At 68.1% G+C, this 12,286-nt stretch carries 8 protein-coding genes; 5 read left to right on the top strand and 3 right to left on the bottom strand.

What is annotated here, in order from left to right:
- Positions 1-186 precede the first annotated feature (186 nt).
- Positions 187-468: a DUF1330 domain-containing protein gene (locus tag Q4F19_RS20765; RefSeq protein ID WP_303546676.1), complete on the bottom strand. Its 282-nt coding sequence runs from the start codon at positions 466-468 to the stop codon at positions 187-189.
- A 474-nt stretch (positions 469-942) separates the two neighbouring features.
- Between Q4F19_RS20765 and Q4F19_RS20760 the strand changes: the two genes are divergently transcribed.
- The 5 genes from Q4F19_RS20760 (at position 943) to Q4F19_RS20740 (ending at position 9,202) form a co-directional block, all read left to right on the top strand.
- Positions 943-1,350 (top strand): hypothetical protein, encoded by a 408-nt coding sequence (locus Q4F19_RS20760; RefSeq protein WP_303546674.1) that lies wholly within the window; start codon positions 943-945, stop codon positions 1,348-1,350.
- Positions 1,347-2,603 carry an efflux RND transporter periplasmic adaptor subunit gene (locus Q4F19_RS20755; protein ID WP_303546672.1) on the top strand — a complete coding sequence of 419 codons (1,257 nt, stop codon included), beginning with the start codon at positions 1,347-1,349 and terminating at the stop codon, positions 2,601-2,603. Before Q4F19_RS20760 ends, Q4F19_RS20755 begins: the two co-directional genes overlap by 4 nt.
- Before the next feature lie 141 nt (positions 2,604-2,744).
- Positions 2,745-5,921: an efflux RND transporter permease subunit gene (locus tag Q4F19_RS20750; RefSeq protein WP_303546670.1), complete on the top strand. Its 3,177-nt coding sequence runs from the start codon at positions 2,745-2,747 to the stop codon at positions 5,919-5,921.
- Positions 5,922-6,108: 187 nt separating this feature from the next.
- Positions 6,109-7,545: an efflux transporter outer membrane subunit gene (locus tag Q4F19_RS20745; RefSeq protein ID WP_303546668.1), complete on the top strand. Its 1,437-nt coding sequence runs from the start codon at positions 6,109-6,111 to the stop codon at positions 7,543-7,545.
- 250 nt (positions 7,546-7,795) lie between these two features.
- A complete protein-coding gene (locus tag Q4F19_RS20740) occupies positions 7,796-9,202 on the top strand; it encodes an amino acid permease (RefSeq protein WP_303546666.1) in 1,407 nt (468 codons plus the stop codon).
- A 7-nt stretch (positions 9,203-9,209) separates the two neighbouring features.
- On the opposite strand, the gene Q4F19_RS20735 is transcribed toward Q4F19_RS20740, so the two are convergent.
- The gene (locus Q4F19_RS20735; RefSeq protein WP_303546664.1) at positions 9,210-9,614 is read right to left on the bottom strand and encodes a hypothetical protein; all 405 of its coding nucleotides are present in this window, start codon (positions 9,612-9,614) and stop codon (positions 9,210-9,212) included.
- Positions 9,615-9,699: 85 nt separating this feature from the next.
- Positions 9,700-12,186: an ATP-binding protein gene (locus Q4F19_RS20730; RefSeq protein WP_303546662.1), complete on the bottom strand. Its 2,487-nt coding sequence runs from the start codon at positions 12,184-12,186 to the stop codon at positions 9,700-9,702.
- Positions 12,187-12,286 lie beyond the last annotated feature (100 nt).

The following is a 12,286-nucleotide window of genomic DNA, read 5'->3' as shown; positions in this document are numbered from 1 at the left end:
CGAGGGAGCGGGGGCGCCGCGTTTGAGGGATAAGTCCGCTATTGGGGCGAAAGCAGACGGTCCGCTTGTGGCGCCGGCCTTAGCCCTCTCTCGCTTTCGCGGGAGAGGGATCAGAAGCAAGTCCGTTTGCGGTCGCACGCTTTCGATCTAGGTCGGTGCAAGATTCTCGCACGACAACAAAGACAACTATGTCTCACCGACGCGCCGAACCTCGGTCAGCGTCGAGGACGCACCACATTCCAGCCACAGCTGCTGAAGTCCCACTCTCACCGGATCGGCACGATACGCCTCGAAAGCGCTGGCGTCCGGGAAGTGGACCAGATGGACCTCTGTTGCCTGATCCGTGGAGCGCAACCGTTCGACGAGCTTGGCGCCGTGGCTTCCGAGCAAGGCGAGGACCCGCGCCTCATACTCGTCGAACAGCGCCATCTCCGCTTGGGAAATATCGAGCTGAACGAGAAGGAGCATCGGCGGTTCGACTCTCTACAGTGAATCAAATTTCGCGAAAAACGGCGGCGGGTCAATCGGAGGTGAGGTGCTGATAGGCCAGCCGGAGCCGGCATGCTTGCGCCAGTCGCCTAAAGCAAAGCCCATTTTTCAAACACTTGTGCACCGCACCAAATTTCTTCGCCGCCCCCGCTTGGCAAAAAGATACCTACCGGTATAAAAGTCGTTGACGGAACGACCCGGCGCTTTATATACCGCTCGGTACGGAACGCCGCCGAACAGACTCGGCGGCACCGGCCAAGGAGCCCGCTTATGAAGTTGGTCACTCTCTAGCCCAGACGTCGGCGCTCGCGCCGCGCTTCATCAACATCGCCCGGCCCGCTTGCGCGGTCGTCGGGCACCACAATCTCGCGTCCGATGACGGCGAGCGGGCGCGAGGCGCGTCCGCTGTCGCCCGGCCGCGCCCAAAGAACGCCCAAGAACAGGGGACCGACCATGGCCTATATGGATCTCAATCAGGCATTTGCCGGCGGCGTGCCGTACCTGCCCGCCGAAACCGTCGCGAAGACGCCCGCCCAGGGCGCCGGCACCGGCTTTTCGGGCCTCGAGTGGAGCGTGATCGCGCTCTCCGCGAAGGACACGCTGGCGAGCCTCGGCGAGCCCGGCCGCCTGTCGCGCGCGCTCGGCAGCCTGTTCGGGCTCGGCAGCAGCTCCAAGCTCGCCGATCCGCGGCTCGAGGCGCTGCGCCAGACCGCGGTCCAGGCCTGGCATCACGGCTATCTGCTGCCCGCATCCGAGATCGGCCGCTTCATCGCCGCCGGCTTCAGCCTCGATCAGTTCGAGACGATGCTCGCGAGCATCGCCACGCGCCGCAGCACGCGCCGCCAGAGGATCGCGGCATGAACATGGAAACCCGCATCGCCACGGTCGAGGCGGACGCGTCGGACAGGCGCCCGCGCAATTGGCGGCGCAACGGCGCGCTCGGCGTCGCGGCGGCCGCCGTCGCGTTCGGCGGCTACAGCCTGCTCCACCGCGGCGCGCCCGCCGAAGCGACCGCGCCGCCGCCCACCGTCAGCGTCGCCGCGCCGCTCGTCCGCGACGTCAGCCAGTGGGATGATTATGTCGGCCGCTTCGCCCCCAGCCGCACGGTCGAGATCCGCCCGCGCGTCTCAGGCGCCGTGACGGGCGTCCACTTCAAGGACGGCGACATCGTCCGCGCCGGGCAATTGCTGTTCACGATCGACCAGCGCCCGTTCGCGGCCGCGCTCGCCGAGGCGCGCGCCAATGCGGCGAGCGCCGCCAGCACCGTCGCGCTCGCCCGCGCCGATCTCGGCCGCGTCAACCGGCTCGCGGGCGACGAGGCGGTCTCGGCGGGCGAGATCGATGCGATCAAGGCGCGCCTCCAGGCGGCCGAAGCGGGTCTCGCCGCCGCCACCGCGCGCGTTCGCTCGCGCGCGCTCGATCTGGAATTCACGACCGTCCGCGCGCCGATAGCGGGGCGCATCTCGGATCGGCGGATCGACGCGGGCAATCTCGTCGCCGGCGGCGACAATGGGGCCGGCACGTTGCTGACCACGATTAACGCGCTCGACCCGATCTATTTCTCCTTCGACGGCTCGGAAGCGCTCTATCTGAAGGCGCAGCGCGATCGCCAGACGGGCGGCGCGCAGCCGGTCGAGATCCAGCTCCAGGACGAGAGCGGCTATCGCTGGAAAGGGCGCCTCGATTTCACTGACAACCGGCTCGATACGCGCTCCGGCACGATCCGCGGCCGCGCCGTGCTCGCCAATCCGGACTATTTCCTGACCCCCGGCATGTTCGGCAACATGCGGCTCGGCCATAGCGGCACGGTCAAGGCGATGCTCGTCCCCGATGCCGCGATCCAGACCGATCAGGCGCGCAAGACCCTCCTTGTCGTCGACGCCGGCGGCACGGTCGCGGCCAAGCCGGTGACGCTCGGCCCCGTGATCGAGGGGCTGCGCATCATCCGCACCGGCCTCGCCGCCGGCGACCGCGTCGTCATCGCCGGCACGCAGGTCGCGGTCCCCGGCGCAAAGGTCACCGCGTCGCCCGGCCGGATCGTCCCCGAACAGGCCACCGCGACCACGACCGAAGCCGCCCCCGCGGCGGCCGCCGAGGCGACCTTCGCGCGGTAACGCCACCGATCCGTTCGCCCTGGGCTTGTCGAGCACCGTCCTCCTTTTCCCCCGGAAGGACGGTGCTCAACCAGCCCAGGGCGAGCGGCAGGCACACGCCCATCTCGCGCTGAGAGGCGCCCTCCATCCCGGAGACACATCATGCGCTTCTCGCGCTTCTTCATCACGCGGCCGATCTTCGCCGCGGTGATCGCGGTCGTCATCACCATCGTCGGCGCGCTCGCCTATTTCGCGCTGCCCATCTCGCAATATCCGGACATCGTGCCGCCGACCGTGACGGTCAGCGCGCAATATCCGGGCGCCTCGTCCGAGACCGTCGCCGAGACCGTCGCCGCGCCGATCGAACAGGAGATCAACGGCGTCGACAACATGCTCTACCAGTCGAGCCAATCGACGGGTGACGGCAAGCTGACGATCACCGTCACCTTCAAGATCGGCACCGATCTGGATGCAGCGCAGGTGCTCGTCCAGAATCGCGTCGCGGTCGCGCTGCCGCGTTTGCCCGAGGACGTGCAGCGCTTCGGCGTCGTCACGAAGAAAACCTCGCCCGACTTCCTGATGGTCGTCAATCTCGTCTCCCCCGACGACAGCCTCGATCGCGGCTACATCTCCAATTATGCGCTGACGCAGGTCCGCGACCGGCTCGCGCGCATCGACGGCGTCGGCGACGTGCAATTGTTCGGCAGCCGCGATTTCTCGATGCGGGTCTGGATCGATCCCAACCGCGCCGCCGCGCTCGATCTGACCCCCGGGGAAATCGTCGCGGCCTTGCGCGCGCAGAACGTCCAGGTCGCCTCGGGCGCGATCGGCGCGCCGCCTTATGCGCAGGGAAATGCCTTCCAGCTCAGCGTCGAGACGCAAGGGCGCCTGACCGAGCCGCAGCAATTCGCCGACGTCATCATCCGCACCGATGCCGATGGCCGCCAGGTCCGCGTCGGCGACGTCGCCCGCGTCGAATTGGGCGCGCAGGATTATGGCAGCAACACATACCTGTCCGGCAAGCCGACCGTGATCGTCGCGGTCTTCCAGCGCCCCGGGTCGAACGCGCTCGCCGCCGCGCAGGGCGTCTCCGCCGCGATGGAGGAGATGAAGGCCAAGTTCCCGAAGGGCCTCGGCTACAGCGTCATCTACAATCCGACCGAGTTCATCGCCCAGTCGATCGACGCGGTGAAGCATACCTTGTTCGAAGCGGTGATCCTCGTCGTGCTCGTCATCCTGGTGTTCCTCCAGAAGTGGCGCGCGGCGATCATCCCCGTGGTCGCGATCCCCGTCTCGCTGATCGGCACGTTCGCGGTGCTCGCCGCGGTCGGCTATTCGCTCAACAACCTGTCGCTGTTCGGCATGGTGCTCGCGATCGGCATCGTCGTCGACGATGCGATCGTCGTCGTCGAGAATGTCGAGCGCAATCTCGAGCACGGCCTCAGCCCCCTGGAAGCAGCACGCAAGTCGATGGACGAGGTCTCGACCGCGCTCGTCGCGATCGTGCTCGTGCTGTGCGCGGTGTTCATCCCGACGCTCTTCCTCACGGGCCTGTCGGGCGCCTTCTACCGCCAGTTCGCGGTGACGATCTCGACCGCGACGATCATCTCGCTCCTGCTCTCGCTCACCCTCTCGCCCGCGCTCGCCGCGATGCTGCTGCGCCCGCGTGAGGATGTGTCGGGCGGTCCGCGCTGGAAGCGGATCCTCTCGGACGCGGGCGACCGCTTCAACCGCGGCTTCGAGCGGATGAGCGAGGGCTATGCCAAGCTCACGCGCAAGCTCGTGCTGATGCCGAAGCGGATGATGATCGCCTATGCCGGGCTCATCGCGGTCACCGGCGCGGTCTTCTGGGTCACGCCCACGGGCTTCGTCCCCGCGCAGGACCAGGGCTATTTCCTCACCGTCATCCAGCTTCCGCCCGGCTCCTCGGTCGAGCGCACCGATGCGGTGATGAAGAAGGTCGCCCAGCGCATCCTGCCGCTCGCCGGCGTCAAGGGCGCGGTGATGCTCGCGGGCTTCGACGGCCCCTCGCAGACGCTCGCCCCCAATTCGGCCGCGGCCTATATCCCGCTCAAGAGCTTCGCCGATCGCGAGAAGCTCGGCGTCACGCTCGGCTCGATCATGGCCGAGGCGGGCAAGGCCACCGCCGACATCAACGAGGCGCGCCTGCTCATGATTCCGCCTCCGCTCATCCAGGGCATCGGCTCGGCCGGCGGCTATCGCCTGATGATCCAGGACAAGGGCGGCAACGGCTATAAGAAGCTCGGCGAGACGAGCTTCGGCCTGATCGGCAAGGCCAACCAGACCCCCGGCCTCAAGCAGATCTACACCTTCTTTGATACCGCCACGCCGCGCATCTTCGCCGATATCGATCGTCGCAAGGCGAACCTGATCGGCCTGCCGCCGGAGCGCGTGTTCGAAGCGCTGCAGGTCTATCTGGGCTCGACCTTCGTCAACGACTTCAACCTGCTGGGGCGCACCTATCGCGTCACCGCCCAGGCCGATGCGCGCTTCCGCAACACGACCGCGGACATCGCCAATCTGAAGACCCGCTCCGCCTCCGGCGCGATGGTCCCTATCGGCTCGGTCGCGACCTTCCAGGACAAGTCCGGCCCCTATCGCGTCGTCCGCTACAATCTTTTCCCCGCGGTCGAGGTCGATGGCGATACCGCGCCGGGAGTCTCGTCGGGCCAGGCGCTCGGCACGATGGAGAAGCTCGCCGCCGAGACGTTGCCAGCCAGCTACGACAGCGAATGGACGGGCATCGCCTATCAGCAGAAGTCGGCGGGCAATTCCTCCGCGCTCGTCTTCGGCATGGCGGTCGTGTTCGTCTTCCTCGTCCTCGCCGCGCAATATGAGAGCCTGACATTGCCGCTCGCGATCATCCTGATCGTGCCGATGTGCCTGCTCGCGGCGATGACCGGGGTGAACATCCGCGGCATGGACAATAATGTGCTGACGCAGATCGGGCTGGTCGTGCTGATCGCGCTCGCCGCCAAGAATGCGATCCTCGTGGTCGAATTCGCGCGGCAGGCCGAGGAGGAGGACGGGCTCTCCCCCGTCGATGCCGCGGTCCGCGCCGCGAAGGATCGGCTCCGCCCGATCCTGATGACGAGCTTCGCCTTCATCCTCGGCGCCGTGCCGCTGGTGCTGGCGAAGGGCGCGGGCTCGGAGCTGCGCCAGGCGCTCGGCACCGCGGTCTTCTCAGGGATGATCGGCGTCACCGGCTTCGGCCTGATCTTCACCCCCACCTTCTACGTCGTCTGCCGCGGGCTCGCGCAGCGTCTGGAGCGCCGCCGCCCCGGCGCCGCCCCGGCCGCGCTGCAGCCGGCCGAATAGGACAGTTGCTATGAACAACTTTGCCAAGACGCCCACCCCCGCTCATCCTGAGGAGCCATTGAGCGCAGTCGAAATGGCGTCTCGAAGGACGGCCGCAGCAGTGCTGGTCCTTCGAGACGAGGCTTCGACAGGCTCAGCCTCTCCTCAGGATGAGCGGATCGCGGCGACGAACGCCGTCGGAAACGCGATGTCGCGCCGTCTCCGCGCCCTCCTCGCTCCCGTCTCTTTGCTCGCGCTCGCCGCCTGCGCGGTCGGACCGAATTATGTCCCGCCCATCGCCAGCGCGAGCAGGACCGCGCCGCTCATCGCCGCCGGCGCGCCCGTCGCCGAGAGCGAGACGCCCGATCGCTGGTGGCAGCTCTACAACGATCCCGTCCTCGATCGCCTGATCGCCGATGCGCTTGCCGCCAACACCGATCTGCGCGTCGCCGTCGCCCGGCTCGACAAGGCGCGCGCCGACCTGCGCGAGGCGCGCAACGATCGCCTGCCCCAGACCGATCTCTCGGCCGCCCCGCAATATGGCCGCTTCTCCTCGAACCGCCGCCCGATCGGCGCGGATCGCGAGGATTGGAGCGTCAATCTCGGGCTCGACGTCTCCTACGAGCTCGATCTCTCCGGCCGCGTGAAGCGCGAGATCGAGGCCGCGCGCGGCGATGTCGGCGCGGCCGCGGCCGACAGCCAGGCGGTCCGCATCGCCGTCGTCGCCGAGGTGACGAGCGCTTATGTCGAGGCCGCCGCCGCCGCGCAGCAGCAGGCCGTGGCCGAGCGCGTGCTCGGCCTGCTCGATCGCTCGCTCGACGTCACCGACAAGCGCTTCCGGGCCGGCCGCGCCGAGCGGCTCGACGTCGCCCGGCTCGCCGCGCTGCGCGAACAGCGCCGCGCCGAGATCCCGCCGCTTATCGCCCAGCGCCAGGCCGCGCTCTATCGCCTCGCGATGCTCACCGGCCGCACACCGAACGAGCTCCCCGCCGACGCGTCGGTGCGCACCGCCCCGCCCGAAATCGCCCAGCCGATCCCGATCGGCGACGGCGGCGCCTTGCTCGCGCGCCGGCCCGACGTGCGCGCGGCCGAGCGGCGGCTCGCGGCGGATACGGCGCGGATCGGCGTCGCCACGTCCGAACTCTATCCGCACATCTCGCTGGGCGGTTCGATCGCGTCGAGCGGCAACGGCTTCTCGAATATCTTCGGCGCCGGCCCCCTGGGCTGGCTGCTCGGGCCGCTGATCAGCTGGACCTTCCCCAATCAGGAGGGCGCCCGCGCGCGCATCGCCGGCGCGCGCGCCGACACGCAGGCCTCGCTCGCCAGCTTCGACGGCACGGTGCTGCGCGCGATTCAGGAGACTGACACCGCGCTCTCCAATTATGCCCGCCTGATCGATCGCCGCCGCGCGCTCGCCAGCGCGCGCGACGAGGCCGCGCGCGCGGTCCGCATCGTCCGCGCCCGCCAGCGCGAGGGCGTCGTCGATTTCCTCGTATTGCTCGATTCCGAACGCACCTTCGCCGACACCGAAGCCGCGCTCGCGCAAGCCGATGCGGCGCTGGCGCTGGCGCAGGTGGACGTGTTCAAGGCATTGGGCGGCGGCTGGCAGACCCCGGATGCGCCGGTAACGGTGGCGGGGCGGTAACCTCTTCCCTTCTCGGGAAGGGGCCGTTGCAAAACTCGGACTAGCCCCAAAAAACCGTTTGTGCTGAGCCTGTCGAAGCACGGTCTTTCTTCCGAGAAGCTCAGGGCAAACGGAGTGGGGGTTCGAGCCTTGCATGCATTGCTTGAGACAATTGCCGCTTTAGCCACGAATCACCCGCTGCCCTCTCGCCCAGCAAAACCGCTTCAGCCCCGCGCATTCCCGGCTATGCTGCCCGCCGAAGGAGCACCGCATGGCGAACTGGAACAGGCGCAAGATCATCGTGCCCTCGGCCGAGATGGCGGCCGAGCATCGCCTCGCGCGGACGCTCAGCTGGCCGCACCTGATCGCATTGGGCGTCGGCGCGATCGTCGGCACCGGGATCCTCACCCTGATCGGCGTCGGCGCGGACAAGGCCGGGCCAGCGGTGATCCTGTCGTTCGCGATCGCCGGCGCGATCTGCGCCTGCGCCGCGCTCGCTTATGCCGAAATGGCGACGATGATCCCCGCCTCGGGCAGCGCCTACACCTACACCTATGTCGTGATCGGCGAGCTCGTCGCCTGGGTGATCGGCTGGAGCCTGATCCTCGAATATAGCCTCGTCGTCAGCGCGGTCGCGGTCGGCTGGTCGGGCTATGCCGCGCCCTTGCTCCAGGCGGCGCTCGGCGTGCCGATGAGCGTGATGCAGGGCCCGGCGCTGGGCGGCGTCGCCAATCTGCCGGCGATCCTCATCATCGCCGTCGTCGCCGGGCTGCTGATCGTCGGCACGCGCGAGAGCGCGACGCTCAATGCTTGTCTGGTCCTCGTGAAGATCGTCGCGCTCGCCGTCTTCGTCGCAGTCGCCTTGCCCTATTTCAACGCCGCGCACCTCCACCCCTTCGCCCCGTTCGGCTTCATCAAGGCGACCGGGCCGGACGGAGTCGAGCGCGGGGTGATGGCCGCCGCCGCGATCATCTTCTTCGCCTTCTACGGCTTCGATGCGATCGCCACCGCCGCCGAGGAGACGAAGAACCCAAGCCGCGATCTGCCGATCGGCATCGTCGGATCGATGCTCGTCTGCATCCTCATCTATGTCGGCGTCGCCGGCGCCGCGGTCGGCGCGATCCCGTTCACGAGCTTCGCCAAGAGCCCCGAGCCGCTGGCGCTGATCCTGCGCGAGCTGGGCCAGCCCAAGGCCGCGACCTTCCTCGCCGCCTCCGCGGTGATCGCCTTGCCCACGGTGATCCTCGCCTTCTTCTACGGCCAGTCGCGTATCTTTTTCGTGATGGCGCGCGATGGCCTGCTGCCGGGCAGCCTCGCCACGGTCTCGGCGCGGGGCACGCCGGTGCGGATCACGCTCTTCACCGCGGTCATCGTCGGGGCGATCGCGGGCCTGTTCCCGCTCGACGAGATCGCGGCGCTCGCCAATGCCGGCACGCTCGCCGCCTTCGTCGCGGTCTGCGCCTGCATGCTGATCATGCGGGTGCGCGCGCCCGATGCGCCGCGCACCTTCCGCACCCCCGCCGCCTGGTTCGTCGGCGGCTTCGGCATCCTGGGCTGCCTCTATCTGTTCGCCAGCCTGCCCGCGAAGACGCAGGGCTATTTCGTCGTCTGGAACGCGCTCGGCCTGGCGATCTACGCCGCCACCGGCGCGCGCCGCCGGACGATCGCGATCGACTAAAGCGGGGTCAGCTCTTCGGCTTGGTATAAGGCACGAACTCGCCGAGCCCGACGAACGAGCGCGGGAAGCGGCTCGTGCGGTCGACGAGCCGCACCTGATCCAGGCTGCACAATTGCGATCCCCAGATCTTGGTGACGAGGATATCGTCGTTGCGCAGCGAATCCGCGCCGATCCGCGGCCGGTTCACGTAGAGCGTCCGCCCGGTCGACTGGTACACGACTGCAGTGCCGTCGATGATCCGGCTGGATTGCGAATTGGTCGTGCTGATGCAGTTGACCGGCTTGCCCGCGACGCGGCCGTCCAGCAGCTTGGCAAGCTCCGCCTCGCCCTTGATATTGGGCTGGGCCGACCTGGCCGATGCGCCGCCCGCGATCAGAGCGGCGGCGAGCATGATTGGGAGTGCGTGTCGCATATTCCTCTCCTCGCGATGTTCTTGTCCTGCTCTTTGCGCCCACCAGCCTGAACCAGCGCTGAGCGCGCACTCGCCCTCCCGGCCCTCAGGCAGTGCGCCCGGCGTCGCCCTGCAGCAAACGATCGACGCGGATCGCGAGATCGCCGATCGCGAACGGCTTGGTCAGCACTTCCATGCCGCGCTCGATATGCCCGTGGTTCAGCACCGCATTCTCGGCATAGCCGGTGATGAACAGCACCTTCAGCGCCGGCCGCAGCGCGCGCGCCGCATCCGCCACCTGTCGCCCGTTGAGCCCGCCGGGCAAGCCGACATCGGTGATCAGCAGATCGATCCGGTCGTTCGTCTGCAGGATGCGCAGCCCCGCTGGCCCGTCCGCCGCCTCCACGCAGGCATAGCCCAGGTCCTCCAGCGCATCGACGATCAGCATCCGCACCGTCGGCTCGTCATCCACGATCAGGACCGTCGCTCCGCTCTGCGCAGGCGTCGCGGCAGACGCGGCCGTCGTCTCGACTTCGTCTTCCTCGCCGACATGGCGGGGGAGGTAGATGCAGACCATCGTCCCCTGCCCCAGCTCCGAATAGATGCGGACATGGCCGTGCGACTGGCGCGCGAAGCCGTAGACCATCGACAGCCCCAGCCCCGTCCCCTCGCCGATCGGCTTGGTCGTGAAGAAGGGATCGAAGACGCGCTTCAGGATCGCCTTCTCGATGCCCGTGCCCGTATCGCTGACGCACACCGTCACATATTGCCCCGCCTGGAGCCCGCGCTCGTTGGCGGCGCGCTCGTCGAGCCACTTGTTGCCCGTCTCGATCGTGATCCGCCCGCCGTCCGGCATCGCGTCGCGCGCGTTGATGCACAGGTTGAGGATCGCATTCTCCAGCTGGTTGGCGTCGACGAGCGTGGGCCACAGCCCGACCGCCGCGATCGTCTCCACCTCGATCGACGGCCCGACGGTGCGCTGCACGAGCTCGACCAGGTCCGACATCAGCCGATTGATCACGACCGACTTGGGCGAGAGCGTCTGGCGGCGCGAGAAAGCGAGCAAGCGGTGCGTGAGCGCGGCGGCGCGGCGCGCGGCACCTTGCCCGGCCGCCAGATATTTCTCGACGTCGAGCGTGCGCCCCTGCGCGAGCCGCGTCCCGATCATCTCGAACGCGCCGGCGATGCCCGCGAGCAGATTATTGAAATCATGCGCGAGGCCGCCGGTCAGCTGGCCGACCGCTTCCATCTTCTGCGCCTGCCGCAGCGCATCTTCGGCATCGCGCAGCCGCTCCTGCTCGCGCAGCCGATCGCTGACGTCGTAGGCGAATTGATAGGCGCCGATGCGCTCGCCGTCCTTGTCGCGCAGAATGCTGGAGCGGACCTCGAAATGGCGCCGCGCCCCGGGTTCGCCGACGGCGATGACCTCGGTGAATTCCTCGCCCGCGAAGCTGCGCGTCCACAGCGCGCGGACGTCATCGAGGTTGACCGGTTTGTCGGCGAGCAGCTCCAGCATATTGTCGCCGACCTTCGGCAGGACGCCGAACGTCGCCTTGAAGTCGCGCGCGGCCGCGCCGTTGATCGCGAGCCAGCGATAGTCGGTATCGAGAACATGGACGAGCGCGTTGCTGCCTTCGACGATGTCGGCCAGCAGCTTGCGCTCGGCCAGCGCCTCGGCGACGCGCCGCTCCAGCGTCCGGTTGAGCTCGACGAGCTCCAGCTCGGCCTTGCGGCGGCCGGTAACGTCCTGGAACAGCACCGCCACCTCGCGCCGGCTCGCCGGTTCGATCCGGAAGGCGGAGAGCGACAGATAGCGCCCCGTCGCCTCCAGTTCGCGCTCGAAGCGGATCGGGATGCCCGTCTCCAGCACAGGCCGATAGAGCTCTACCCAGCCGCCGGCCTCGTCGGGGACCATGTCGCGCACCTTCTGGCCGACGACATTGGGGATCCCCGCGTTCAGCTCATAGGCCGCATTCGCCTCGACATGGACATAGTCGCTGAGTGGTCCGTCCGGCCCGTCGAGGAATTCGATGATGCAGAAGCCTTCGTCCATCGAATTGAACAAGGTGCGGTAACGCTGGTCGGCATGGCCGCGCTCGCGGATCGTCAGCCGCAGATCGAGCTGATCCATCACCTGCTGCGCCAGGATCCGCAACGTGCGCTGCTGCAGCTCGGTCAGCGCCTTGGGTGCGACATCCAGCACGCACAACGTGCCGATCGGATAGCCGTCCTGCGTCTTGAGCAGCGCGCCCGCGTAGAAGCGCAGATGGGGTTCGCCGGTGACGAGCGGATTGCCCGCGAAGCGCGGATCGGCGCTCGCATCGGGCACGAGCAGGAACTCATCTTCGAGAATCGCCTTGGCGCAGAAGGACGATTCCAGCGGCGTCTCGCGCACGCCGAGCCCCACCTCGGCCTTGAAGAACTGGCGGCCGTCGCCGATCAGATTGACCACCCCGATCGGCGCGCCGCAGATATCGGCGGCGAGCCGCGCGACATCGTCGAACGCCGTCTCGCGCGGCGTATCGAGGATCTCGTAACGGCTGAGCGCCTCGAGGCGGCGCACCTCCCACTGCCGGGAGTTCGTATCAGTCATGGGTATTGCGGGCCCGTTCGCTGCTGGTGCGCCTTATGGCGGTTTACGTGCGTCGGTAGGGATGCGCCAAGCCCCGGAAGGTTCCCGCGGGACGGCGCTT

The organism is Sphingomonas natans (assembly GCF_030546695.1).
GTDB classification, from domain to species: Bacteria; Pseudomonadota; Alphaproteobacteria; order Sphingomonadales; family Sphingomonadaceae; genus Sphingomonas_I; species Sphingomonas_I natans.
This window is presented reverse-complemented; position numbering and strand designations above follow the sequence as displayed.